Here is a 24,547-nt window from a genome sequence, read left to right as displayed (position 1 = left end):
GCCGCCCTCGCCGTCCCCGGAACGGGACTGGCCACGGCCCTCGCCCTGGCCGGCGACAACCATGGCGGCTGGGCCGGCGGCGGCCGCGCCGGGGGCGTCCAGGCACGCCGGGCGGACGGAGTGTGGCGGCTCTACGGGCAGGCGGCTCAGGTGCTCGACGGGCACAGTGCCGGGCTGCTGCTGGTCGCCGCGCACACCGGCGGGTTCGCGCGGTCACGGACGCTGCTGTTCCTGGTGCGGGACGACGCCGACGGGCTCGTGCGCACGCGGCAGACCTCCCTGGACGCGACCCGGCCGCAGGCCCGACTCGAACTCCGCGACGTCGAGGCCGCATTGCTGGGCGACGACCACGCCGACGTGCCCGGGGCGCTGGCCGCCGTCGGGGACGCCGCCGCCGCCGTCCTCGCGGTGGAGGCCGTGGGCGCCGCCGACCGCGTACTGGAACGCACTGTCGAACACGTGGGCAGGCGGGAGCAGTTCGGCCGGGCGATCGGCTCCTTCCAGGCGGTCAAGCACCGGCTCGCGGACGTGTACGTGGGCGTGCAGTCGGCCCGTTCGGCGGCCTACTACGCGGCGTGGGCCGCCGGGACGGGCGGCGAGCGGGTGGGCGGGCTCGCGCTGGCCCAGGCGCTGGAGGCGCTGCGCACCGCTGCCTCCGAGGGCGTCCAGCTCCACGGCGGCATCGGCTTCACCTGGGAGCACGACGTCCATCTCTACTTCAAGCGTGCTTCGGGCGACGAACTGCTCTTCGGCCCCGTCCACCGGCTGCGCGCGCACGCGGCCGACGCGGCGCGGCTCTTCGACGGCGGAGAGGTGACGGTGTGATGGCGGCGACCGGGCGTTCGCGTACGGGCAGCGGTACGGGAGACGGAACGGGCGGGAGGGCTGGGACGGGAACCGGGGCGAGAGGGATGCCCGGTGTCCGGCTGGTGCAGAGGGTGTCCTCCACCCGGGTGTTCGCCAAGGCGGCCCCGCACCTCATCCCGGCCCTCGACCGCGCCGTGCACCGGCTCACACGGGGGAAGGTGCTGCTCAGCGCCCAGATGCTGCCGGGGGTCGTCCTGACCGCGCGCGGCGCCAAGAGCGGTCTGGAGCGCCGTACCCCGCTGGCCTGCATGCCGGAGGCGGGGGCGTCAGGTGCGGGTTCGGTTTCGGTGGGCGGTGCGGGCGAGTCCGGGTGGATTCTCATCGGGTCCAACTTCGGCCGCACGGACCATCCCGCCTGGACGGCGAACCTGCTCGCCCGGCCCGACGCCGTCGTCAACTGGAAGGGCGAGGACATTCCCGTGACCGCCCGGCTCCTCACGGGCGCGGAGAGGGACGCGGTCTGGAAGACGGTGCTGGCGTTCTGGCCGCCGTACGCCACCTATCAGGCCCGGGTGGACCGGGAGATACGGCTCTTCAGGATCGTGCGCCGCGCTGTGTCGGCCGACTCGGCGGAGGGTGAAGCGGCCGAGGGTGAAGGCCGGTCGGGCTGAGAGGGCCGTCCGGTGGGGTCGCGGGGTCGACGGGTTCTCGGTGTCCGCACAGCGCAGCGGGCGGCAGTCCACCGGAATGTTCCTCCGGAACGAACTGCTGCCCGCATGACAGGAGCTGGGGCGTTCAGACGCGGAAAGCTACTTCGTCGGCTTCTTCCCGGTCACACCCAGATACACCAACAGCGCGAGGTTCGGCTTGAGTTCGGCCTGCTTGACGCCCCAGGTCTGGAAGCCCTTCTGGTGCGAGGCGACCGCCGCGAGCATGGCGACGAGGGAACCGGCCATCGCGGCCGGGTTCACGTCCTTGTCGACCTTGCCCTTGGCCTGGAGCTCGGTGACCGAATCCGTAAGGGAGTTGTTGACGGAGTTCAGGATCTTCATGCGGATCTTGTAGAACCGCTTGTCGCCCTCGGCGGCGCCCAGGTCGACGACGCGCAGAATCGCGTCGTTCCTCCGCCAGAACTCCAGGAAGCCGTCGACGAGTTCCTGCGCGGTCTGCCAGCCGGCCTTGCCGACCCAGGAACGGCCTTCGAGCAACTGGGTCAACGTGGCGCCCTCGGCGGCCATTTGCTCGGCGATCTCCAGGACGGCGCCTTCGACGTCCGGGAAGTACTGGTAGAAGGTCGCGGGCGAAGTGCCTGCCTTCCGTGCGACGTCAATGACTTTGACATCCCGGTAGGGCGATGAGCTGAGCATCTCGCTGAGGCAGTCGAGCAGCTTCTGCCGGGTCGCCTGCCCACGTCGTCCGGCCACGCGGCCGTCGACGGTACGCACTTGTCCTGTCATGCCGTCAGCTTACCGAGGGGTGATCGGAGCGCGATTCGGCCGACTGCAAATGGGGTGCGGCCGTACATCGCCGGGGCTCGGAGAGGGTTTCGGGGCGGATACGGAGAGTGGGTTCGGGGTGGGTGCGGAGCGGTTTCGACGAGGGGAGCGGCAGGGCTTCAGTGAGTTTCCGGACATCTTCACCGAGGCGCCCGGGAACGCCCGGAGAACAGCGCCGGGCGGGCCGCCGGAACGCCCTGGGAGCACCCCCGGAACGCCCTGGGAGCACCCCCGGAACGCCCTGGGAGCACCCCCGGAACGCCGCCGGGCAGGACGCCGGGAACACCGCCGGGCAGGCCCCCGGATCCCCGCGCGGGGCCCCTGAGCAGGGACGGGGCGTCACCGGGGCAGGTGCGCACGCTCTGCGGGATGCCGGAAGGGCCGTTAGCTTGGCCGCATGGCCGAATCAGCCGCTGTCGCAGGGTTCTCCGAGGGCGCGCCCTGCTGGGTCGACGCCCAGCTCCCCGACGTGGAGGCGGGCAAGCGCTTCTACGGCGAGCTCTTCGGCTGGACGTTCCCCGAGGAGTCGGGACCGGAGGGCTGGGCGGAGCTGGACGGTGAGCCGGTCGCGGCGCTCACGCCCAAACTCGACGGGCGGATGCCCACCGTGTGGACGGTGTACTTCGCGACGCCGGACGCCGAGGCGCTCGCCCGGCGGATCGTGGCGGCGGACGGCCGGATCATCGCCGTGCCCACGGCGGTGGGCCAGTCCGGCGAGCTGGGCACCACCGCCCTCGCCACCGACCCCGAGGGCGCCGTCTTCGGCCTCTGGCAGCCCGGGACGCACGCCGGCTTCGCCAAACGGCACGAGCACCACACGTTCTGCTGGGCCGAGCTGTACGCGCGCGACACCGCGACGGTCGACCGCTTCTACGGCGCCCTGTTCCACGACGCGCTGTTCGGGCCCGACGCGACCCCCGATTTCGGCCGCGTTCCCGTGACGGGCGTCTTCCCGGCCGAGATGCCGCCCCATTTCCTCGTCCATTTCGGAGTCGAGGACTGCGAGGAGACACTCGGGACGGTGAACAGGCTCGGCGGCCGTGCCCAGGTGACACCCTTCGACACGTCGTACGGGCGGGTGGCCGTCGTCAGCGACAATCAAGGTGCGTCGTTCGCGGTGCTCGAACGGTGAAGGTGCCCCGACCAGCCGTGACGCCGCGTCGGTGGTGAGGGTGCTTCAACGTTGAAGGAAACCGGGGGTACTTCGCCCGCAAAGGCCGAAACGCTTCTGCGGGGAGGGGCACTGCTTTTCGACGTGAGGGACGGCACTTCCGGGGCCCGGGGCGGGGTACTTCTGGGGTGAGGGGCGCATTTCGGCCCTGAACCATGACGCCCTGGCGTTCGTACTTCTGCCGGGGCGGTTGTTTTGTCACAAGACACCCCGATCCGGCCCCGGGTTCGCAACCGGCGGCCCGGCCAGGAAGAATCGGGGTGCGTGCCGCCATGGCGGTGCGGTGGTGAGACGCTGCACTGGGCCGCGTTCATACGTGGATGACGTGACCCGTACGGGGAGGTGGCAGGCAAGTGGTGGATCAGCTGACGCAGCACGATCCGCGCCGGATCGGGCCGTTCGAGGTGCTGGGACGGCTGGGTGCCGGCGGCATGGGGCTGGTCTATCTCGCGCGCTCGGCCTCGGGCCGGCGCGTGGCGATCAAGACGGTCAGGACCGAGCTCGCCGAGGACCAGTTGTTCCGGGTCCGCTTCTCGCGCGAGGTCGAGGCCGCCCGCGCCGTGTCGGGCTTCTACACGGCTGCCGTCGTCGACGCCGACGCCCGCGCCGCCGTGCCGTGGCTGGCCACCGCCTATGTGCCCGCGCCCTCGCTCGAAGAGATAGTGAACGAGTGCGGGCCGCTCCCGGCCCAGGCCGTGCGCTGGCTCGCGGCGGGTGTCGCGGAGGCGCTGCAGTCGATCCACGGCGCCGGACTTGTCCACCGCGACCTGAAGCCGTCGAACGTCCTCGTGGTCGAGGACGGGCCGCGCGTGATCGACTTCGGCATCGCGTCCGGTGTCTCGAACACCCGTCTGACCATGACCAACGTCGCCGTCGGCACCCCCGCCTACATGTCTCCCGAGCAGGCGAAGGACTCGCGCAGCGTCACCGGCGCGAGCGACGTCTTCTCGCTCGGCTCGATGCTCGTCTTCGCCGCCACCGGACACGCCCCCTTCCACGGCGCCAACCCCGTCGAGACGGTCTTCATGCTGCTCCGCGAGGGTCCGGACCTCGAAGGCCTGCCCGACGAGCTGCGCCCGCTCATCGAGTCCTGCATGCAGATGGACGCCACGGCCCGGCCCAACCCCGCCGACCTCCAGGCCCAGCTCGCACCCCACCTCTTCGGCTCCGGCTCCGACGACAGCGGTACGGCCTCGGCCTGGCTGCCCGAGCGCGCGGTGGGCCTGATCGAGACGCGCCGCGGCGGCCGTCCGCCGGTCAAGCAGCCGGCCGGGGGAAGCGGACGCAGCGGCGGAGGGCGTCCCGTGCCTCCGCCCCCGTCGCACGCCCCGGTGCCCGTGGGGGCGCCCGACACCGGTCCCGTGCGCCTCGCGGGCGGCAAGGTGCCCATCGGTCCCGGCCCGCGGGTCCTCGACGCCCGTGCGGCGGCCGTGAAGGCGCCGCCGCCGGAGGCCGGGCTCGCGGCGTCCTGGTCCCGGCCGCGCATCGGCGTGAACGGCGCCGAACCTGCGCCCGTGCCCACGGTCGCGCCCCCGACGCCCGACGCGCCGGCGGGCTGGCGCCCCTGGCGCTTCCGCATGTCGAACGACGTATGGGGCACTCCCTCGGTCGCCGACGACCTCGTCTACGTCACCTCCTTCGAGGTCCACGCCCTCGACGTGGCGACCGGCCGGCGCCGTTTCAAGACGCGTGACGTGGCCTGGTCGATGGCGGTGGCGGACGGCCGCATCCACGCCTCCGACGGGCCGACGCTGTACGCGCTCGAAGCCAGGGAGGGCGCGGACCTGTGGCGCCTGTCCACGGACGCCTGGGTCTACTCCCTCCAGGCCGACCGCGGAACGGTTCTCACCGGCACCCGCGGCGGCGGCGTCCAGGCGTGGGAGGCCGCGAACGGACAGAAGCTCTGGGAGATCAGCGGCGCCCAGACCGACTTCGAGTCCCCGGAGTCCGGTCCGTCGATCCACGACGGCACGGTGTACGTCTGGAAGGACGCACGGCTGCGCGCCCTGGAGGCCCGTACGGGCGAGGAGCGCTGGTCGTACCCGATCGGCGACGCGGCCTCCTGCAGCGGCGTACCGGTCCGCATGACCCACGCGCCCGACGGCTACGTCTACATCTCCGCGGGCACCCGCGTCCTGGCCATCGACGTGGCCAGCGGTCACGTCCGCTGGCACTTCGAGGCTCCGGCGGTCTTCCTCTGCCCGCCCACCTTCGCCCCGGGCCCGGCGGTGACGGGCGGCGGCGTCTACCTCGCCGACTACCTCGGCACGGTGTACGCCCTCGACGCGACCGACGGCCGCGACCGCTGGCGCATCGCCACCGAGTCCCGCGCCTCCACCGAGCCGGTCCTCGTGGCCGCCGGACACGTCCATGTGGGCAGCGGCAAGGGCCTGTACACGCTGGACGCCGTCACCGGCACCCCGAAGTGGAGATTCCAGGCCGGGGGCGACCTGGTGGGCGCTCCGGCGGTGGCCGACGGCCGTATCCACTTCGGCTCCACGGACCATCTCCTGTACACACTGAAGGCCGACGACGGGCGCCTGCGCTGGAAGCTGGCCACCGGCGGCGAGATCACCGGCGCGCCCGTGGTCAAGGACGGTGTCGTGTACGCGTGCAGCAAGGACCGCTGCGTGTACGCGCTGGACGCGGAGAAGGGCACCGGGACCGCTCGCACCACGTGAGGCGCCCGAGCCTCTGTGACGGCCGCCGTACCGGGCACGGAAGGGTCTCCGGACGGCGGCCGTCGTACACGCGGACGGCCTGCGGAAGCCGTTCCGGCTGCCGAGGCTACGCGCCGCGTGACCGGCCCGCCACAGGGAGCGAGCGCCTGTCCGGCCCGCTCCGGTGCGGTTCGAGGGTTCCTCCGGTCCGGCGGGAGCGGCGCTCGGCCGGCCGCCGTCCGACGGGGCCCTCAGCGCAGCCGGAATCCCGGCCTGCGTGCCGAGAACAGTTCCGCCTGCCGCTCGGCGGGCAGGTTCCCCAGGGAGACGAGCTGCGGAGCGTGCGCCAGGGCCGCCGCCCGGGTCGCCTCCTGCGCCGACCACAGTGCCCGCACCGTCCCCTGGACGGCTTCGGAGGGGTAGGACGCGATGACCGCCGCGCACGCGACGGCCGCAGCCAACGCCTCGCCCGGCGCCGCGAGTTCGGACACCAGCCCCACCTCGTACGCCCGCCGCGCGGAGACCCGCTCCGCGGTCCCCATCAGGGCCATCCGCGCCACCTCCCCGAACGGCATCCGCTGCGCGAGGTAGACCGACTCGTACGCGCTGACCATGCCGTACGTCGTGTGCGGGTCGAAGAAGGTGGCCTCCTCGTCGGCGACGACGAACTCCGCCTCGCCCAGCAGATAGAAGGCGCCGCCGCAGGCGATCCCGTTCACGGCGGCGATCACCGGCTTCCACAGCCCGTTGGCCTTCGGCCCGATCGCGGCGAGCGGATCGTCCACCATGTACGGGGAGCCCGGCTGCGGCACCTCGGCGCCGCGGTCGATCCCGGTGCAGAAGGCCCGTCGTCCCGCGCCGGTCACGACGAGCGCCCGTACGGTGTCGTCGAACCGGAACTCGCGCCAGGCGGCGACCAGTTCGGCGGCCGTCGGCAGGTCGATGGCGTTGAGCCGGTCCTGCCGGTCGAGCGTGAGGACGGCGACCCCGGCATCCTTGTCGACGCCCACCACGAGCCCGCCGCCCCCCGCCTCCCCGCTCACGCCCGCTCCAGGACCCAGCGCGGCACGGTCACGCCGTTCACCTCGGTGAACACCGCCTGCACCCGGGCCCCGATCCGGAGCCGCCCCGCCGGAACGGAGCCGATGGGCGCGTCAGGCCCGCTCACCAGGTTCCCCGCCAGCCGTATCCGCGGCGCCTCGTCGAGCTCCACCACGATCGCGTTGTACGGGGCCAGCGCGGCATAGGCGGGCAGGAGCGGCGGATGCGGGACGACGTACGACCAGATCCGGCCCCGCCCGCTCATCCTGAGCCACTCGTCGGCGAAGGAGTGGCAGCGCGGGCAGCAGGGGCGCGGCGGGAAGCGGAGTTCACCGCAGCCGGCGCAGGCCTGGACGCGGAGTTCGCCCCGGGCGGCGTACTCCCAGAAGGGCGCCCCGTCGTCGTCGGGGACGGGGGACAGCAGGGGCTCCTTGGTCCCGTCCCTCCCGCCGGCCCCGGTACGCACGCCTTCGCCGGCCGTGGCGGTCGTGCCGGCCCGGGTGTTCACGCCCGCCTCGGTCGTCTCTGTCATGTCGGACATCCCGGCTCCTCAGCTCCTCAGCAGGAGTGCGGAGGTCGGGACCCCTTCCCCCGCCGTGACCAGACAGGTCGCCGCTCCCGGCACCTGTGCCGTGCTCGTGCCCCGCAACTGCTTCACGCCCTCGTTGATGAGATTGAAGCCGTGCACGTAGGCCTCGCTGAGCCCGCCGCCCCCGGTGTTGACCGGCAGCCGTCCGCCGATCTCCAGCGCGCCGCCCTCCGTGAAGGCCGCGCCCTCCCCGCGCCCGCAGAAGCCGTATCCCTCCAGCGAGAGGGGTATCAGGGGCGTGAACGCGTCATAGATCTGTGCCACGTCCACGTCCTCGGGGGTGAGGTCGGCGTGCTTCCACAGATGCCGGGCGGCGGTCCAGGCGGGCCCTGTGAGCGGGTCGTCGTTCCAGTAGTTGACCATCCCGTGGTGCTGGGCGGGCAGGCCCTGCGCGGCGGAGTGGACGTAGACGGGCCGCTGCCGGCAGTCGCGGGCCCGCTCGGCGGACACGATCACGCAGGCGAGCGCGCCGTCCGTCTCCAGACAGTTGTCGAAGAGGCAGAGCGGCTCGCTGATCCAGCGGGCGGTCATGTACATCTCGCGGGTCAGCGGGCGTTCGTACATCATCGCGGCCGGGTTCTGGTTGGCGCGGTTGCGGCATGCGAGGGCCACGTTGAAGAGGTGGTCGCGGGTGGCCCCGTACTCGTGCATGTACCGGCGCGCGAGCATCCCGATCTCGTCGGCGGGCCGCAGCAGCCCGAAGGGCCGGGTCCACTGGGCCGGGGTGGGGAGCTGGACGGCCGTGTTCTTCCAGGGGCGCGGGCCGCTGCCCCGCTTGCGCGAGCGCCAGGCCACGCCCACCGTCGCCTGGCCGGCGGTGATGGCGGCGGCCAGGTGCGCGACCGTGGCGCAGGAACCGCCGCCGCCGTAGCCGACCTTGCTGAAGAAGGTGAGGTCGCCGAGCCCGACGGCCTTGGCGACCTCCACCTCGTCGGTCTCCTCCATGGTGTAGGAGGCGAGGGCGTCGACCTCCGCCGGCGCGATGCCGGCGTCGTCGAGGGCGGCGAGGACCGCCCGGCAGGCCAGCGCCTTCTCGGACTCCGGGAGTCGTTTCGCGAAGGCGGTCTGCCCGATTCCGACGACGGCTGTGGCGTCCTTGAGCCCTGGCATGGGTGACCTCCGCACACGTCCCGGCTGCTGACAGTCCGTCAGGCTACAGCTAATCTGACGGTCAGTCAGCTAGTGGTGCTCCGGCGGGAGGTACACGATGCGCGGTGACCTGGAGTGGGGCGGCGTCCCCGGTCTCGTACGGTCGGCGGCGGCCCGTTTCGCGGACCGCGAGGCCGTCGTCGAGGGCCGGACACGCGTCTCCTACGCGGAGTTGGGTGCACGGGTCGAGCGCGCCGCGGCCGCCTGCGTGGCGAGCGGCGTCCGCACGGGCGACCGCGTGGCCATCTGGGCCCCGAACACCCTCGACTGGATCGTCTCCGCCCTCGGCGCGGTGTCCGCGGGGGCGGTCCTGGTCCCCCTCAACACCCGCTTCAAGGGCGCCGAGGCGGCGTACGTCCTGGCCAGGAGCCGGGCAAGGCTGCTCTTCGTGACGGGCACGTTCCTCGGCACGTCGTACGTGGCCTCGCTGCGCCGGGCGGCGGGGGAGCCCGGGGAAGCGGCTGGGGGAGCGGTCCCCGGACCCGGCGCCGGCCCGCTCCCCGGCCTTCCGCACCTGGAGCGGGTGGTGGTCCTCGCGGACGACGCCCCCGCCGACTTCGGTACGTTCAAGGACTTCCTCGCGGACGGGGAGGGCGTCGGCCGCGAGGAGGTGCGCCGCCGCGGGGAGGCCGTGTCGGGCGGCTCCCCCTCGGACATCGTCTTCACCTCGGGCACCACGGGCCGGCCCAAGGGCGCCCTGATCACGCACGCGCAGACCCTGCGCGGCTACGAGATCTGGAGCGACCTCGCCGGTCTGCGCGAGGGCGACCGCTATCTGATCGTGAACCCCTTCTTCCACACCTTCGGCTACAAGGCGGGGATCATCGCCTGTCTGATGCGCGGGGCGACGATGGTGCCGCAGCCGGTGTTCGACGTGGACACGGTGCTCGCGAACGTGGCCGCGGAACGCATATCCGTCCTCCCCGGCCCGCCCACCCTGCACCAGTCCCTCCTCGACCACCCCGCCCGCGACACGTACGACCTCTCCGCGCTGCGGCTGGTGGTGACCGGCGCCGCCGTGGTCCCGTTGCGGCTGGTCGAGCGCCTGCGTACGGAGCTCGGCGTGGACACGGTCCTGACGGCGTACGGCCTCTCCGAGGCGAGCGGCATCGTCACCATGTGCCGCAGGGGGGACCGGCCGGAGGTGATCGCCTCGACCTCGGGCCGGGCGATCCCGGACACCGAGGTGCGGGTCGTGGACGCCTCGGGAGCCCCGGCGGCCCCCGGAGCTCCCGGCGAGGTACTGGTCCGCGGCTTCAACGTGATGAGCGGCTACTTCGAGGACGCGGCCGCCACGGCGGAGGTCCTGACGCCGGACGGCTGGCTGCGCACCGGCGACGTGGGCGTCCTCGATCCCGAGGGCAACCTCCGCATCACCGACCGGATCAAGGACATGTTCATCGTCGGCGGCTTCAACGCCTACCCCGCGGAGATCGAGCAGCTCCTCGGCCTGCACCCCGACGTCGCCGACGTGGCGGTCGTCGGCGTCCCGGACAGCCGCCTCGGCGAGGTCGGCAGGGCCTACGTCGTCCGCCGCCCGCACTCCACCCTCACGGCCGAAGCCCTGATCACCTGGTCCCGCCGCGAAATGGCCAACTACAAGGTCCCGCGCACGGTCACCTTCGTCACCGAACTGCCGCGCAACGCGAGCGGGAAGGTGGTGAAGGGGGAGCTGCGAGGGCGGTGAGCCCGGCCGCGCGGCGCTCCGGGCCCGGACACACGGCGACCGCGGCGGCTCCCCCTCCGCGCCGCCGCGGTCGATCCCCGTGTGATGTAAGTCCGCCCCCCCAGGTGGGACTTAGACCGGCTCGTCCGTGGCGTGGATGTTGTCCGTCGAGGCGTCGCCGGTGCCGTCGTCCTTGGTGATCAGGTTCTTGCCGGTGAGCGGCTCGCTCGTGGCGTGGATGTTGTCCGTGGAGGTCCCGCCCGTCGGCTCGTCCGTGGCGTGGATGTTGTCGGTGCTGTTGGTGTCGCTCATGGTGGCTGTCCCCCTGACAGTCTTGGTGCGTTGTTTGGAGCAGCCCGTCCGGCAGCTCCCCCGTGGGCCGCCGGACGGGCACTCGGGGCCGATTACCTTAGTGCTACGGCCTCAGGTCGTCCCGCCTGCCCCCCGACGCGACGGATCGACAACACAGAGACTGCCGGGCGGCGATAAACGAACGATGAACGCCCCGCCGTGCGAACGGCTATGAGCCCTAGGCAACCGCCATCGGGTTCAGGAGAGCCCTGACCGTGGCGGCCTCCGGGGATCCCAACGCCTGGAAGATGTCGAGGGATTCGCGCCAGCAGACCTGGGCCCGGCCGGAGTGGCCGATCGCGTTCAGCGCCCGGCCGAGCACGATGAGGACATTGCCCCTGCGCCACTCGCCGCCGATGCCCCGCAGCACCGTCAGGGCCGTCTCGGCGTTCGTCGCCGCGGCGGCCGGGCGTTGGGCGGCCAGATCGGCCTCTGCGAGACGGAACAGCGACATGCCCTCCCACAGCCGCTGGCGGCTGTTGCGGAACACCGCGAGCGCCTCCCCGAGGACGGCGGTCGCCTCCGCCAGCCGGCCGCTCTGGGTGAGGGCGAGGCCCAGCGCGTAACGGCCGTTGGCGCCCTTCAGGGCGTGGCCCATGTCGTCGTACATGTCGGTGCCCTGCTGGGCCAGCGACACGGCGCTGCCGGTGCGCCCGGTGGCGAGGTGGATGCGTGAGAGGTTGCACAGCGCGCTGGCCTCGCCGGCCCGGTCGTGGCAGGCCCGGAAGCTCTCGATCGCCCGGGCCAGATGCGCCTCGCCGTCCTCGTACTGGTTCTGCAGGAGGGCGATCACCCCCAGGGTGTTGGAGGCCCAGCAGCTCGTCAGGTGGTCCGTCTCGGCGGCCAGTTCGAGGGCCTGCGCGGCGGCCTCGCGGGCGGGTTCGAAGCGTCCGGTGTAGTAGTGGACGTAGGCCAGGGTGACCAGGGCCCGCGCCTCGGCGTGCGCGTCGGCGGCCTCCTGGGCCGCTTGCCGCAGCGCGGCGGCGACCCCCTCGTACGCCTTGGAGTTCGTGCCGGACTCCGCCAGGTCGACGGAGGCCCACAGCGCGTCGACGGAGCGCCGCAGGAAGCCGTCCTGGGTGGACTGCCGGACACACGCCAGCAGGGAGATCGCCTCCGAGTACAGCCAGTCCTGCGCCCGGTGCCGGTCCTCGAACGTCAGGCCCGTGTGTGCCGTCGGCTCCAGGTGGTCCACCAGGCGGTCTCCGGGGCGTTCGATCGCGTACACGCCCGCCGCCGTGCTCAGGTAGAAGTCCAGCAACCGCGACAGGGCGGCAGCCCGCTCGCTCGGGGGCTGTTCGTCGCGTTCGGCGCACGCACGCGCGTAGAGGCGGACCAGGTCGTGGTAGCGGTAGCGGCCGGGGGCGGCCGACTCCAGGAGGGAGGTGTCGACGAGGGACTCCAGGAGGTCCTCGGTGGCCTCGGCCGGGAGGTCGAGCACCGCCGCCGCGGCCGCGAGCGAGATGTCCGGGCCGTCGGCGAGGCCCAGCAGCCGGAAGGCGCGCGCCTGGGCCGGTTCGAGCTGGCCGTAACCGAGTTCGAAGGTCGCCTTGACGGCCAGGTCGCCGGCCTGGAGCTCGTCCAGCCGGCGGCGCTCGTCGCCGAGCTTCGCCGCGAGCACCGACACGGTCCAGGTGCGGCGGGCGGCGAGCCGGGACGCGGCGATGCGGATGGCCAGGGGCAGGAAGCCGCAGGCCGCGACCACGTCGAGGGCGGCCTCCCGCTCGGAGGCGACCCGCTCCTCGCCCACGATCTTCGTGAAGAGCTGCAGCGCCTCCTCGGGGGACATCACGTCGAGGTCCACGAGATGGGCGCCCGCCAGGTCCACCATCCGGATGCGCGAGGTCACCAGGGCGGCGCAGCCCTCGGTGCCGGGCAGCAGCGGCCGCACCTGGGCGGCGTCGCGGGCGTTGTCCAGCAGGACCAGGACGCGACGGCCGTCGAGGACGGAGCGGTAGAGGGCCGAGCGTTCCTCCAGCGAGTCCGGGATCGCGGAGTCCGCCGTTCCGAGGGCCCGCAGGAAGGCGCCGAGGACGGTCTCGGGTTCGGCCGCACGTGATCCGGCACCCTGGAGGTCGACGTAGAGCTGTCCGTCGGGGAAGGCCCCGCGGGCCTGGTGGGCCACATGCACCGCGAGGGTGGTCTTGCCGACGCCGCCGATGCCCGCGAGCGCCGAGACGGCCATGACGCGGCCCTCCTCGGAGGACGCCGCGGCGAGGACGTCGCTCAGTTCCTGCACGAAGGACGCCCGGCCGGTGAAGTCGGTGACGGTCGCCGGGAGCTGGGCCGGGCGGACGAGGGCGACGACGGGCTCCGCCTTCGGGGCGGAGGGTTCCGCGAGGCCCGGGTCCGCCTGGAGTATCCGCTGCTGGAGTTCCTTCAGCCCCTGCCGCGGGTCCACCCCCAGCTCGTCGGCGAGCAGCCGCCGGGTGTCCGCGAATACGGCGAGGGCCTCCGCCTGGCGGCCGGAGCGGTACAGCGCCAGCATCAGCAGTTCACGCAGGCGTTCGCGCAGCGGGTGCGCCGCGGTGAGCGCGGTGAGTTCGGAGACCGCCTCCGCGTGGAAGCCCTGTTCCAGGTCCATGTCGAGGCAGGATTCGAGGAGTTGCAGGCGCCACTCCTCCAGGCGGGCCCGCTGGGTCTCCGCGTGGGGGCCGGGGATGCTCGCGAGCGGTTCGCCGTCCCACAGGGCGAGGGCGTCCCTGAGCAGGTCGCGGGCGCGGGAGAGGTCGCCCGCCGCGCGCGCCTTTTCGGCGTCGGCGGCGAGTTCCTGGGCGTTCACGTGGTCGAGCGCGCCCTCGCGCAGGGAGCGGATGGCGTAGCCGCCGGACTCGCTCACCAGCACCTCGGCGCCGAGCGTCTTGCGCAGGCGGGAGGCGTACGTCCGCAGGGCGGCCAGCGCCTGGGACGGGGGCTCGTCGCCCCACAGGGCGTCGATGAGCTCGGAGGCCGTGGCGGTGCGGCCGTCGCGCAGCAGCAGCGCGGCCAGCAGGGCGCGTTGCTGCGGGGATCCGGCCGGCAGTGGATCGTCCCCGAGCCAGGCGCGCACCGGGCCGAGCACGCTGAAGCGCAACGCCGCGGGCTCCTCGGGGCCCGGACGCCACTGCTTCGGTACGCGCGGCACACCGTCCATCGCTGTCCCCCTGCCGAACTGTCAGTACAACGAGGCCAGTTTGCCTTGTTCATGGCGGATGCGTCAGCCGTGCGAGGCAGCGATCACAAGGTGTGGTGCGGTAGTCCACACGGTCCTCACACAGGCTCCGCACAGGGGCTCCCCATGCTTGCGCGCCCATTCATCTCCGGGCCGCTCCCGGCCGCGTCCCTCGGCGGGCGGCGCCACGGGCCGGCGGCGGTGGTCCGGCGGGTGCCGCCGGTGAGTCGACGGGTCGCCGTCAGAGAGCTGACGGGCCGTCAGATCAGCGCTACCGTGGCCGGTATGGAGACCACGGAAACCGCGCAGAGCCCCTCGGTGGACGCTCGGGCCGCCTTCCCGAGGATCATCTCGGTGGACGACCACACGGTCGAACCGCCCGATGTCTGGCGGGACCGGCTGCCCGCGAAGTACCAGGACACCGGGCCCCGCATCGTCCGCGCGCCCCTGAAGGAAATGACCTTCCTGGGCGGGAAGTTCGCCCCCGTGATGGGCGCGCCGGGCGACGAGGGTCCCGTCGGGGACTGGTGGGTCTACGAAGATCTGCACCGGCCCCTCACCCGCCTCGACACGGCCGTCGGCTACGACCGTGACGAGATCCGGCTCGAAGTCATCACGTACGAGCAGATGCGCCCCGGCTCGTACGACGTGCCGCGGCGGCTGGCCGACATGGATGTGAACCACGTCCAGTCCGCCCTCTGCTTCCCCACCTTCCCCCGGTTCTGCGGGCAGACGTTCACCGAGGCGGCCGACCGCGAGCTCGGCCTTCTCTCGGTGCGGGCCTACAACGACTGGATGGTGGAGGAGTGGTGCGGGCCGGACGCCCGTGGGCGTCTGATACCGCTGACGCTCGTACCGCTGTGGGACGCCCGTCTCGCGGCGGACGAGGTACGGCGCAACGCCGCCCGCGGGGTGCGCGCGGTGGCCTTCTCCGAGATCCCGCCGCACCTCGGGCTCCCGTCCGTGCACACCGACGACTGGGACCCCTTCCTCGCCGCGTGCGACGAGACGGGCACCGTCATCGCCATGCACATCGGCTCCAGCAGCCGGATGCCGTCGACCTCCGCCGACGCGCCGCCCGCGGTCGGCTCCACGATCACCTTCGCCAACTGCTGCTTCTCGATGGTCGACTGGCTGATGAGCGGCAAGTTCGAGCGTTTCCCGAACCTGAAGGTGATGTACGCGGAGGGGCAGATCGGCTGGATCCCGTACATCCTGGAGCGCGCCGACGTGGTGTGGGAGGAGAACCGCGCCTGGGGCGGGGTGGCCGACAAGGTCCACCGGCCGCCGTCCGAGCTCTTCGCCGACCACGTGTACGGCTGCTTCTTCGACGACGCCTTCGGGCTGCGGAACCTCGACGCGATCGGCGTCGGCAACGTCCTCTACGAGACCGACTACCCGCACTCCGACTCCACCTGGCCGAAGTCGAAGGAGGTCGGCGAGGCCCAGATGGGGCACCTGGCCCCGGACGTCGTCGAGCGGATCGTGCGGGGGAACGCGATCGGGCTGCTGGGGCTGACGGCCGAGGGTCTCTGGGCGGGCTGAGCGGCCGCGCGGCCCGCGGGTGCCCCGGGCCCCCGTGGGACCGCGCGCCCGGATATCCGCCCGGCTCTTGCCTGACGATGCGTCAGCAATGAACATGGCAGCGCTGTCCTGGAAGTGACGGACCGTCAGATAAGAGGTGCAGGCCCATGCAGATCCTGCCCGAAGGGCGGCTGGCGTACGGCATCCAGCTCCCCGTCCAGTCGCAGAGCACCCTCTACGCGGAACCCTGGGAAGCCGCCGCCGGTCCCGACGACCTCGTCGAGATCGCCCGCGCCGCCGACCGCGCCGGATTCGCCTACATCGCGAGCTGCGACCACGTCGCCATACCGCGCCGGCTCGCGGACGCCATGAGCACCATCTGGTACGACCCCGTCGCCACGCTCGCCTTCCTCGCGGCCGTGACCGAGCGCGTCCGGCTGCTCAGCCATGTCGCGGTCGTCGGGCTCCGGCACCCGCTCGTCACGGCCAAGCAGTACGCGACCCTCGACCACCTCTCGGGCGGCCGGCTGGTCCTAGGGGTCGGCGCCGGGCACGTGCGGGAGGAGTTCGAGGCGGTCGGGGCCGACTTCGAGCGCCGGGGGGCGGTCCTCGACGAGACGATCGACGCCCTGCGCGCCGCGCTCGGGCCGGAGGAGTTCCCCGTCCACCACGGCAAGACGTACGACTTCGAAGGCCTCGGCCAGCGGCCCAGGCCCGCCCAGCAGCGGGTGCCCGTGTGGGTGGGCGGCTCCTCGCCCGCCGCCGTACGCCGGGCCGCGCTGCGCGGCGACGGCTGGCTGCCGCAGGGCGATCCGCGCGGCCGGCTGCCGGGGCAGATCGCCCGGCTGCGGGACCTGCGTGCCGAGGCGGGGGTCGGGGAGCCCCTGACGATCGGCGCCATCACCGAGCCGCTGTACGTCGGCGAGCCCGGCTGGGAGACCGGGCGGCGGACGTTGAGCGGACCGCCCGAGGAACTGGCCGCGTCGCTGCGGGAGTACGGCGCGATGGGCGTGCACCAGATCCAGGTGCGGTTCCGCAGCAGGAGCCGCGCCGAACTCACGGACCAGATCGCGGCGTTCGGCGCGGACGTCGCACCCCACCTCGGCTAGGGAGTCACGGCATGGGCAAGCTGGACGGGCGGGTCGTCCTCATCACCGGCGCGGCGCGCGGGCAGGGCGAACAGGAGGCCCGGCTCTTCGCCGCGGAGGGCGGGCGCGTGATCGTCGCGGACGTGCTCGACGACGAGGGCCGGGAACTCGCCGAGGAGATCGGCGCGCACTACGTGCACCTGGACGTGGGCCGGGAGGAGGACTGGACGGCGGCGGTCGCCTCCGCGAAGGCCGCGTACGGGCGGATCGACGGGCTGGTCAACAACGCCGGCATCCTGCGCTTCAACGCGCTCGTCGACACCCCGCTGGCCGAGTTCCTGCAGATCGTGCAGGTCAACCAGGTCGGGGTGTTCCTCGGGATCAAGACGCTCGCACCCGAGATCGCCGAGGCCGGCGGCGGCACGATCGTGAACACGGCCTCCTTCACCGGGCTCACGGGGATGGCGTACGTGGGCGCGTACGCGGCGACCAAGCACGCCATCGTCGGCCTCACCCGCGTGGCGGCGCTCGAACTCGCGGACAAGGGGATCCGCGTCAACGCCGTCTGCCCCGGCGCGGTCGACACGGCCATGAGCAACCCGGCGCAGCTCTCCGGCGGCACGGACGGCGAGGAGGCCTCGCAGGCGCTCGACGCGTTCTACGGCAAGCTCGTGCCGCTCGGCCGGATCGGCCGCCCCGAGGACGTGGCCCGGCTGGCGCTGTTCCTGACCGGCGAGGACTCCTCGTACATCACCGGGCAGCCCTTCGTGATCGACGGCGGCTGGCTCGCGGGCGTGAGCGTTCTCTGACGACGCGTCAGCTATTGACGGTCCCCGCCCACGGTGGAACAGTCGGCTCAATGAATCTGACGGTATGTCAGATAACTGGATGGGGACGGTGAACCTCCTTGGAATTCGGGCTCTTTGTACAGGGATACGTGGGCAAGCGAGCCGAGACCGACCCGCTCGCGGAGCACAAGGCGCTGATGGAGGAGACCGAGTACGTCATCCAGGCGGACAAGTCCGGCTTCAAGTACGCCTGGGCCTCCGAGCACCACTTCCTGGAGGAGTACTCGCACCTCTCGGCCAACGACGTCTACCTCGGCTACCTCGCGCACGCCACCGACCGCATCCACCTCGGCTCCGGCATCTTCAACCCGCTCGCCCAGGTCAACCATCCGGTCAAGGTCGCCGAGAAGGTCGCCATGCTCGACCATCTCAGCGGCAACCGCTTCGAGTTCGGGTCCGGCCGCGGCGCCGGCTCGCACGAGATCCTCGGCTTCCTCCCCGGCATCACCGACATGAACTTCACCAAGGAGATCTGGGAAGAGACCATCGCCGAGTTCCCGAAGATGTGGCTCCAGGACGAGTACGTCGGCTTCCAGGGCAAGCACTGGTCGCTGCCGCCGCGCAAGATCCTGCCCAAGCCGTACGGGAAGTCCCACCCCGCCATGTGGTACGCCGCCGGGTCGCCGCCCTCGTACGCCATGGCCGCCCGCAAGGGTCTCGGCGTGCTCGGCTTCAGCGTGCAGAAGGTCGCCGACATGGAGTGGGTCCTGGAGCAGTACAAGACCGCCGTCGTGAACGCCGAGCCCATCGGCGACTTCGTCAACGACAACGTGATGGTGACCACCACCGCCATCTGCGCGCCCACCCACGACGAGGCGATCCGGATCGCGGTCGGCGGCGGGCTGCACTACCTGCCCTCCCTCGTCTTCCGCTACCACGACACGTTCCCGCGCCCCGAGGGCTTCCCCGTCTGGCCCGAGACCCTCCCCGAGTACACCCCCGAGTTCGTCGAGCTCCTCATCGAGGAGGAACTGCTGATCTGCGGCGACCCGGACGAGGTGCTCACCCAGTGCAAGCGCTGGGAGCAGGCGGGCGCCGACCAGCTCAGCTTCGGGCTGCCTGTGGGCGTCGCCAAGGAGGAGACCCTCCAGACGATCCGGCTGATCGGCGAGCACGTCATTCCGAAGATCGACACGGACCCGGTGCACCGCACGACCCGGTTCCGCCAAGCCGCCTAGGGGGTACTTCCGCGATGCTCGACCATCTGATCAAGGGCGCGACCGTCGTGGACGGGACGGGAGCGCCCACCCGCACCGCGGACGTGGGCCTGCGCGGCGGCCGGATCGCCGTGATCGGCACGGTCACCGAGCCGGCCCGGACCGGCGAGGACGCGCACGGGCTCGTCCTCGCCCCCGGCTTCGTGGACCCGCACACGCACTACGACGCCCAGCTCTTCTGGGACCCGTACGCGACCCCGTCCCTCAACCACGGCGTCACCACGGTCGCGGGCGGCAACTGCGGGTTCACCCTCGCCCCGCTGAACCCGGACCGCCCCGAGGACGCCGACTACACGCGCCGCATGCTGTCCAGGGTCGAGGGCATGTCCCTGGTCGCCCTGGAGGAGGGCGCGCCCTGGAACTGGCACACCTTCGGGGACTACCTCGACGCCCTGGAGGGCCGGATCGCGGTCAACGCGGGCTTCATGGTGGGCCATTGCGCGTTGAGGCGTTACGTCATGGGGCCCGACGCCGTGGGCGGACAGCCGACACGGGAACAACTCGACGCCATGCTGCGGCTGTTCCACGACGCCATGGACGCCGGGGCCTGGGGCCTGTCCACCACCCAGTCCTCCACCCACTCCGACGGCGACGGCGCTCCGGTCGCCTCCCGGCACGCCCGGCCCGCCGAACTGCTCGCCCTCGCGCGGGCCGTGGGTGAGCACGAGGGCACCCAGATCGAGGCGATCACGGCGGGCTGCCTCGACCAGTTCAGTGACGCCGAGATCGATCTGTTCGTGGAGATGAGCGCGGTCGCGGGCCGCCCGCTCAACTGGAACGTCCTGACGATCGACGCCGCCGTCCCCGAGCGCGTCCCGCGCCAGTTGGAGGCGAGTGAACGCGCCCGCAAGTCCGGCGGCCGGGTCGTCGCGCTCACCATGCCGATCCTCACCCCGATGAACATGTCGCTCGGCACCTTCTGCGCCCTGAACCTGATCCCCGGCTGGGGACCGGTCCTCGCGCTGCCCGTGCCCGAACGCATCGCGAAGCTCCGCGACCCCGAGGTCCGCGCCGAGATGCTCAGGCGCGCGAGGAGCAGGGAGGCGGGCGTCTTCAGGCGGCTCGCCGACTTCGGCCGGTACGTCATCGGCGACACCTACAGCGCCGCGAACGAGGGCCTGACCGGGCGCGTGGTGCGGGACATCGCCGCCGAGCGCGGCCAGGAGCCGTTCGCGTGCCTGGTGGAGATCTGCGCGGCCGACGCGTTGCGTACGGTCCTGTGGCCCATGCCCACCGACAACGACCCGGACTCCTGGACCCTGCGTGCCGAGACCTGGCAGCACGAGGACGTCCTGCTCGGCGGCTCCGACGCGGGCGCCCATCTGGACCGCATGTGCGGGGCCCCGTACACCACCCGGTTCCTCGGCGACTGTCTGCGCGGCCGCGGGCTCGCCTCCCTGGAACAGGCCGTGAAGATGCTGACGGACGATCCGGCGCGGCTGTTCGGGCTGCGCGAACGCGGGCGCGTCGAGGTGGGATTCCATGCCGACCTGGTGCTCTTCGACCCCGAGCGGATCGACGCCGGCAAGGCCACCCTGGTGCACGACCTGCCGGGTGACAGTCCGCGTCTCGACTCCCGCGCGATCGGGGTGAACGCCGTGTGGGTCAACGGGGTCGAGGCGATCCGCGACGACGTGGTGACGGGCGCGGTGCCGGGGAAGGTGCTGCGGTCGGGCCGCGACACCCGGACGGTGGGCACCCGGTGACGGCCTCCGAGAGCACCGGGCAGCGGCTGTTCATCGGCGGAGCGTGGGTACCGCCCGAGCACGGCTTCTACGAGGTCCTCGACCCGGCGACCGAGAAGGTGGTCGGGCTCGCGCCCGAGGCGTCGCGGGCCCAGGTGCACGAGGCGGCGGCCGCGGCCCGCGAGGCGTTCGGGCCCTGGTCGCGCACGCCCGCCGAGGAGCGGGCCGGCGTTCTCGCGCGGGCGGCGGACGTCATCCAGCGCAACCTCGTGCCGTACGCCGATCTCGCCCAGGCGGAGAGCGGTGCCACCACCGGGACGGCGCGCGGCATGCAGGTCGGGGTCGGAGTGGCCCGGTTCCGGCGCTACGCGCGGCCCGAGCCGGTCGAGAGCGCGCTGCCGCCGCAGATCAACGAGGCGGGACCGTTCGGCGGGGCCGCCGTGATGGGCGCGCTGGCCGTGCGCCAGCCCGTCGGCGTGGTCACCTGCATCACCTCGTACAACAATCCGTGGGCCAACCCGGCGGGCAAGATCGCTCCCGCGCTGGCGATGGGCAACACCGTGGTGGTGAAGCCGGCTCCGCAGGATCCGCTGTCGGTGTACCGGATGGCCGAGGCGCTGGAAGCCGCGGGTATGCCGCCGGGCGTGGTGAACGTGGTCGGCGGTTCGACGGCGGAGTCCGGCGAGGCGGCGGTCGACTCGGGGGACGTCGACATGGTCAGCTTCACCGGCTCGACGGCGGTCGGGCAGCGGATCGCCGAGGTGTGCGGGCGCGGTATGAAGCGCCAGCTCATGGAACTGGGCGGCAAGGGCGCGGCGATCGTCTTCGACGACGCGGACCTGGGTTCGGCGGTGTCGGGCATCGGCACGACGTTCTCGTTCTACAGCGGGCAGATCTGCACGGCGCCGACGCGGGTGCTCGTGCAGCGCGGGGTGCACGATCTCCTCGTCCGGCAACTGGCCGCCTACGCGGGCCACGTGAAGGTGGGTGATCCGCGCGAGCGGGGCACGGTGGTCGGCCCGGTCATCTCGGCGGCCCACCGCGACCGCGTCGAGTCCTACGTCGAACTCGGCCGCAAGGAAGGCGCACGGGTCGTAACGGGCGGCGAACGCCCCTCCCTCCCCAGCGGTTTCTACGTCGCCCCCACCCTTCTCGCCGACTGCACGCCGGACATGAGGGTCGTCCGCGAGGAGATCTTCGGTCCGGTCGTCGTCGTCCTGCCCTTCGACGACGAGGAGGAGGCGATCGCCCTGGCCAACGACTCCGACTACGGCCTGATCGACTACGTCTGGTCCGGGGACGTGGCCCGCGCCTTCCGCGTCGCCCGCGGGCTGCGCGCGGGCGGAGTCGGCGTCAACACCGTCGGCCGCAACATGGAGGCCCCCTTCGGCGGCTTCAAGAAGAGCGGAGTGGGCCGCGACGTGGGCTCGTACGCCCTGCACGCGTACAGCGAGACCCAGGCGATCGTGTGGCCGGGGTGAGAGGGCCGGGCTCGGGTAGCGGCGCTACGGTGTGAGTGTTAGCGTTGATCCCATCGGGATGGTGAACGCCGCTACCCCGGCCGAGACAAGGAGCAACGCCATGACTGAGCAGCCGAACACCTCCGCGCGCGTCGCGATCGTCACCGGCGGGTCCCGCGGTATCGGGCGCGAGACCGCGGAACGGCTGGCCCGTGAGGGATACGCCGTCGTCGTGAACTACGCGGGCAACGCGGCCGAGGCCGACAAGGCGGTCGCGGCGATCGGCGAGGCGGGCGGGCAGGCCGTCGCGTTCCGCGCCGACGTCGCCGAGGAGGCGGAGGCCGCCGCCCTGTTCGACCTGGCCGAGAAGACCTTCGGCGGCGTCGACGTCGTCGTCCACGCGGCCGGTGTCATGACCCTGGCCCCGCTCGTCGACCTCGATCTCGACGCCCTGGACCGGATGCACCGCACCAACATCCGCGGCACCTTCGTCGTCGACCAGCAGGCCGCGCGCCGGCTGCGCGCGGGCGGCGCGATCATCAACTTCTCCAGCACCGTGCTGGCGCTCGCGATCCCCGGCTACACCGCGTACGCCGCCACCAAGGGCGCCGTCGAGGCCATGACCCTGATCCTCGCCCGCGAGATGCGCGGCCGGGACGTCACCGTCAACGCGGTGGCCCCCGGCCCGACGGCCACCGCCCTCTTCCTGGACGGCAAGGACGAGGAGACCATCGCCCGGATGGCCGCCCAGCCGCCCCTGGAGCGGCTCGGCACCCCCGAGGACATCGCCTCCGTCGTCGCCTTCCTCGCGGGCCCCTCGGGCCGCTGGGTCAACGGCCAGGTCCTGCGCGCCAACGGCGGCATCGCCTGACACCGCCCGTTCCGCCCACAGCGCCGAGGATGTCAGGATCACCGCCATGAGCGACAGCACGAACCCCGGCGCAGCCCCCGTGACCACCCGGGCGCGCATCCTCGCCGTGGCCGCCGAGCTGGTCGCGAAGTCCCCGGACGGCGACGTCTCGACCCGGGCCGTGTGCGAGGCCGCCGGGGTCGGCGCACCCGCGCTGTACCGCCACTTCGGCGACAAGGAGGGCCTGCTGTCGGCCGTCGTCGACCACGGCTGGGAGCGCTACCTCGCGGCCAAGCGGAAACGGCACCCCGGCTCGGACCCGGTCCAGGACCTGCGCGACGGCTGGGACGGTCATACAGACTTCGCCCTGCGCAACCCGAACCTCTACCGCCTGATGCACTCCCCGGCGATGCGCACCCCGCCCGCCGCGGCGCTGGAGGCCCACCGGATCCTCACCGGCGACCTGCGCCGCGCCGCCGAACAGGGCAAACTGCGGCTCGCCCCCGAACTCGCCGCGCAGATGATCATGTCCGCCAACGTCGGCGTCTGCCTGATGCTGGTCTCCCGGCCGGCGACCTTCACGGACGAGACCCTGTCGCGCCGCGTACGGGACGCGGTGCACGTCTCCGTCTTCACCCCGGACGTGACCGCTCCCGAGCCGCGGACGGCCGGCTCCGGGACCTCCGCCGCCCCGGCCACCGCGACCCGCCTCGGCGCACAGCTCCGCCGGAACCCGAGCCCCGCCTTCACCCCCGCGGAGGCGACCCTGCTCACCGAATGGCTGGACCGCCTGTCGAACACGGGCTGAGGCCCCGGTCCGGCTCCGGCTCCGGGCCCGGGTCCGTCACTTCGACATGATGAAGTCCAGGGCGTAGCCGGAGGCGGTCGTCCAGTAGGTGACGCGCTGGAAGTCGTTCGCGTACAACGTGTCGACGGGCATGGGGACGTCGATCGGGTTGCCCGCGGTGCTGCCGGGCTTGCCGCCCTGGAGGGTGAGGGTGATGCTCTTCGCCTCGTACTCGTCCATGGGGCCGCTGACGAGCAGGGCGGCGTACCCCTCCTGGCCCGGAGCGAGGGTGACGGGCTTTCCCGGGTCCGGGTCGCTGTCCTTGATCACGGGGGCCGTGGTCCGGCCGTCACCGAGCCGCACGAGCGGGTAGCGGTAGAGGTTGCACTTCTTGTCGCTCGCGTTCTGCACGGTGAGGACGAGGTGTCTGGCGTCCCGCTCCTTCACGGCGGACACCCCGAGCTCCTTCTGGGAGCAGGTGGCGATCGTCGCCTTGCCGCCACCGCCACCGCTCGCGGTGCCACCACCGCTGCCCGTGCCACTGCTGCCTGAGCTGCCTGAGCTGCCTGAGCTGCCTGAGCTGCCTGAGCCGCCTGAGCCGCCCGTGCTGCCTGTTGTGCCCGTGCTGCCACTGCTGCTCGCGCCCCCGCCGCTGCCCGTGCCGCCACCGCCCCCCGGGCTGCTGCCACCGCTGCCGGCTCCGTCGCCGCCCGCGTCGCCCGAGGCGCCGCCCGGCTTCGCCGAAGCCGTCGCACTCGGCTGGGCCGAGGACTGGGAGCTGCCCGAACCCTCGGCCGCGCCCGGGTCGCACGCCGTGGTCGCGAGCAGCGTCGCTGCCGCCGCGGCCCCGAGGGCGTAGGACTTCCAGCCCCCGGGGCTCCTGTGGTGGTTCCTGCGGGCATGCGTCTTCATGGTGTCCCCGTTCCCCTGTCGATCCGTTGAAGAGGTCGCATGCGCCGGCGGTCGGCACTCCGGACCGACGGACATGGGTGTCCCCCGCGGACGGG

At 72.6% G+C, this 24,547-nt stretch carries 20 protein-coding genes; 13 read left to right on the top strand and 7 right to left on the bottom strand.

Going from position 1 to position 24,547, the window contains the following annotated elements; genetic code table 11:
* Together ACWEBX_RS25480 and ACWEBX_RS25475 are read left to right on the top strand one after the other, a co-directional pair.
* On the top strand, window positions 1-825 hold an 825-nt coding region (locus ACWEBX_RS25480), incomplete at its 5' end, for an acyl-CoA dehydrogenase family protein (protein WP_451887136.1).
* Window positions 826-911: 86 nt separating this feature from the next.
* Entirely contained in the window at window positions 912-1,478 is a 567-nt protein-coding gene (locus ACWEBX_RS25475; protein ID WP_451887135.1) for a nitroreductase family deazaflavin-dependent oxidoreductase, read from the top strand.
* A gap of 138 nt (window positions 1,479-1,616) precedes the next feature.
* Here ACWEBX_RS25475 and ACWEBX_RS25470 read toward each other — a convergent pair whose 3' ends face one another.
* Entirely contained in the window at window positions 1,617-2,252 is a 636-nt protein-coding gene (locus tag ACWEBX_RS25470; RefSeq protein ID WP_451887138.1) for a TetR family transcriptional regulator, read from the bottom strand.
* A gap of 448 nt (window positions 2,253-2,700) precedes the next feature.
* Here ACWEBX_RS25470 and ACWEBX_RS25465 point away from each other — a divergent pair, with 448 nt between their 5' ends.
* Both ACWEBX_RS25465 and ACWEBX_RS25460 read left to right on the top strand, forming a co-directional pair.
* Window positions 2,701-3,435, top strand: a complete 735-nt coding sequence (locus ACWEBX_RS25465) for a VOC family protein (RefSeq protein ID WP_451887134.1) — start codon at window positions 2,701-2,703, stop codon at window positions 3,433-3,435.
* Window positions 3,436-3,827: 392 nt separating this feature from the next.
* Window positions 3,828-6,155, top strand: a complete 2,328-nt coding sequence (locus tag ACWEBX_RS25460; RefSeq protein ID WP_451887133.1) for an outer membrane protein assembly factor BamB family protein — start codon at window positions 3,828-3,830, stop codon at window positions 6,153-6,155.
* Between the two features lie 230 nt (window positions 6,156-6,385).
* On the opposite strand, the gene ACWEBX_RS25455 is transcribed toward ACWEBX_RS25460, so the two are convergent.
* The 3 genes from ACWEBX_RS25455 to ACWEBX_RS25445 all read right to left on the bottom strand — a co-directional run bounded on the left by ACWEBX_RS25455 (window position 6,386) and on the right by ACWEBX_RS25445 (window position 8,874).
* A complete protein-coding gene (locus ACWEBX_RS25455; protein ID WP_451887132.1) occupies window positions 6,386-7,177 on the bottom strand; it encodes an enoyl-CoA hydratase/isomerase family protein in 792 nt (263 codons plus the stop codon).
* Window positions 7,174-7,599 (bottom strand): Zn-ribbon domain-containing OB-fold protein, encoded by a 426-nt coding sequence (locus tag ACWEBX_RS25450; protein WP_451887137.1) that lies wholly within the window; start codon window positions 7,597-7,599, stop codon window positions 7,174-7,176. The genes ACWEBX_RS25455 and ACWEBX_RS25450 overlap by 4 nt, the downstream gene beginning before the upstream one ends.
* Before the next feature lie 126 nt (window positions 7,600-7,725).
* Window positions 7,726-8,874 (bottom strand): lipid-transfer protein, encoded by a 1,149-nt coding sequence (locus tag ACWEBX_RS25445; protein WP_451887131.1) that lies wholly within the window; start codon window positions 8,872-8,874, stop codon window positions 7,726-7,728.
* 97 nt (window positions 8,875-8,971) lie between these two features.
* On the opposite strand from ACWEBX_RS25445, the gene ACWEBX_RS25440 reads away from it, so the two are divergent.
* Window positions 8,972-10,600: a fatty acid--CoA ligase family protein gene (locus ACWEBX_RS25440; protein WP_451887130.1), complete on the top strand. Its 1,629-nt coding sequence runs from the start codon at window positions 8,972-8,974 to the stop codon at window positions 10,598-10,600.
* A gap of 111 nt (window positions 10,601-10,711) precedes the next feature.
* On the opposite strand, the gene ACWEBX_RS25435 is transcribed toward ACWEBX_RS25440, so the two are convergent.
* Together ACWEBX_RS25435 and ACWEBX_RS25430 are read right to left on the bottom strand one after the other, a co-directional pair.
* Window positions 10,712-10,891: a hypothetical protein gene (locus ACWEBX_RS25435; RefSeq protein ID WP_451887129.1), complete on the bottom strand. Its 180-nt coding sequence runs from the start codon at window positions 10,889-10,891 to the stop codon at window positions 10,712-10,714.
* Window positions 10,892-11,108: 217 nt separating this feature from the next.
* Complete coding sequence (locus ACWEBX_RS25430; protein ID WP_451887128.1) at window positions 11,109-14,063, bottom strand: BTAD domain-containing putative transcriptional regulator; 2,955 nt, start codon at window positions 14,061-14,063, stop codon at window positions 11,109-11,111.
* Window positions 14,064-14,366: 303 nt separating this feature from the next.
* On the opposite strand from ACWEBX_RS25430, the gene ACWEBX_RS25425 reads away from it, so the two are divergent.
* The 8 genes from ACWEBX_RS25425 to ACWEBX_RS25390 all read left to right on the top strand — a co-directional run bounded on the left by ACWEBX_RS25425 (window position 14,367) and on the right by ACWEBX_RS25390 (window position 23,561).
* Window positions 14,367-15,626 (top strand): amidohydrolase family protein, encoded by a 1,260-nt coding sequence (locus ACWEBX_RS25425; protein ID WP_451887127.1) that lies wholly within the window; start codon window positions 14,367-14,369, stop codon window positions 15,624-15,626.
* A gap of 146 nt (window positions 15,627-15,772) precedes the next feature.
* Window positions 15,773-16,714, top strand: a complete 942-nt coding sequence (locus ACWEBX_RS25420) for an LLM class F420-dependent oxidoreductase (protein WP_451887126.1) — start codon at window positions 15,773-15,775, stop codon at window positions 16,712-16,714.
* Between the two features lie 11 nt (window positions 16,715-16,725).
* Window positions 16,726-17,502: an SDR family NAD(P)-dependent oxidoreductase gene (locus ACWEBX_RS25415; RefSeq protein ID WP_451887125.1), complete on the top strand. Its 777-nt coding sequence runs from the start codon at window positions 16,726-16,728 to the stop codon at window positions 17,500-17,502.
* A 98-nt stretch (window positions 17,503-17,600) separates the two neighbouring features.
* Window positions 17,601-18,719: an LLM class flavin-dependent oxidoreductase gene (locus ACWEBX_RS25410; RefSeq protein ID WP_451887124.1), complete on the top strand. Its 1,119-nt coding sequence runs from the start codon at window positions 17,601-17,603 to the stop codon at window positions 18,717-18,719.
* 14 nt (window positions 18,720-18,733) lie between these two features.
* Window positions 18,734-20,464, top strand: a complete 1,731-nt coding sequence (locus ACWEBX_RS25405; RefSeq protein ID WP_451887123.1) for an N-acyl-D-amino-acid deacylase family protein — start codon at window positions 18,734-18,736, stop codon at window positions 20,462-20,464.
* A complete protein-coding gene (locus ACWEBX_RS25400) occupies window positions 20,461-21,924 on the top strand; it encodes an aldehyde dehydrogenase family protein (RefSeq protein ID WP_451887122.1) in 1,464 nt (487 codons plus the stop codon). Before ACWEBX_RS25405 ends, ACWEBX_RS25400 begins: the two co-directional genes overlap by 4 nt.
* A 100-nt stretch (window positions 21,925-22,024) precedes the next feature.
* Window positions 22,025-22,774 (top strand): SDR family oxidoreductase, encoded by a 750-nt coding sequence (locus ACWEBX_RS25395; RefSeq protein ID WP_451887121.1) that lies wholly within the window; start codon window positions 22,025-22,027, stop codon window positions 22,772-22,774.
* 46 nt (window positions 22,775-22,820) lie between these two features.
* Window positions 22,821-23,561: a TetR/AcrR family transcriptional regulator gene (locus ACWEBX_RS25390; protein ID WP_451887120.1), complete on the top strand. Its 741-nt coding sequence runs from the start codon at window positions 22,821-22,823 to the stop codon at window positions 23,559-23,561.
* A gap of 36 nt (window positions 23,562-23,597) precedes the next feature.
* Here ACWEBX_RS25390 and ACWEBX_RS25385 read toward each other — a convergent pair whose 3' ends face one another.
* On the bottom strand, window positions 23,598-24,452 hold the full coding sequence (locus ACWEBX_RS25385; RefSeq protein ID WP_451887119.1) for a DUF4232 domain-containing protein: 855 nt from the start codon (window positions 24,450-24,452) through the stop codon (window positions 23,598-23,600).
* Window positions 24,453-24,547 lie beyond the last annotated feature (95 nt).

This window comes from Streptomyces sp. NPDC005070 (assembly GCF_053600395.1).
Note: the sequence above shows the minus strand (reverse complement) of the source record. Positions and strands in the feature narration are given on the sequence as shown.

What these genes read in the sequence shown, in the direction of transcription:
- ACWEBX_RS25465 (WP_451887134.1), top strand. Translation starts at nt 2,701, where the DNA reads ATGGCCGAATCAGCCGCTGTCGCAGGGTTCTCCGAGGGCGCGCCCTGC.
- ACWEBX_RS25430 (WP_451887128.1), bottom strand. Translation starts at nt 14,063, where the DNA reads ATGGACGGTGTGCCGCGCGTACCGAAGCAGTGGCGTCCGGGCCCCGAG.
- ACWEBX_RS25385 (WP_451887119.1), bottom strand. Translation starts at nt 24,452, where the DNA reads ATGAAGACGCATGCCCGCAGGAACCACCACAGGAGCCCCGGGGGCTGG.
- ACWEBX_RS25395 (WP_451887121.1), top strand. Translation starts at nt 22,025, where the DNA reads ATGACTGAGCAGCCGAACACCTCCGCGCGCGTCGCGATCGTCACCGGC.
- ACWEBX_RS25415 (WP_451887125.1), top strand. Translation starts at nt 16,726, where the DNA reads ATGGGCAAGCTGGACGGGCGGGTCGTCCTCATCACCGGCGCGGCGCGC.
- ACWEBX_RS25425 (WP_451887127.1), top strand. Translation starts at nt 14,367, where the DNA reads ATGGAGACCACGGAAACCGCGCAGAGCCCCTCGGTGGACGCTCGGGCC.
- ACWEBX_RS25405 (WP_451887123.1), top strand. Translation starts at nt 18,734, where the DNA reads ATGCTCGACCATCTGATCAAGGGCGCGACCGTCGTGGACGGGACGGGA.
- ACWEBX_RS25440 (WP_451887130.1), top strand. Translation starts at nt 8,972, where the DNA reads ATGCGCGGTGACCTGGAGTGGGGCGGCGTCCCCGGTCTCGTACGGTCG.
- ACWEBX_RS25420 (WP_451887126.1), top strand. Translation starts at nt 15,773, where the DNA reads ATGCAGATCCTGCCCGAAGGGCGGCTGGCGTACGGCATCCAGCTCCCC.
- ACWEBX_RS25475 (WP_451887135.1), top strand. Translation starts at nt 912, where the DNA reads ATGCCCGGTGTCCGGCTGGTGCAGAGGGTGTCCTCCACCCGGGTGTTC.
- ACWEBX_RS25390 (WP_451887120.1), top strand. Translation starts at nt 22,821, where the DNA reads ATGAGCGACAGCACGAACCCCGGCGCAGCCCCCGTGACCACCCGGGCG.
- ACWEBX_RS25445 (WP_451887131.1), bottom strand. Translation starts at nt 8,874, where the DNA reads ATGCCAGGGCTCAAGGACGCCACAGCCGTCGTCGGAATCGGGCAGACC.
- ACWEBX_RS25435 (WP_451887129.1), bottom strand. Translation starts at nt 10,891, where the DNA reads ATGAGCGACACCAACAGCACCGACAACATCCACGCCACGGACGAGCCG.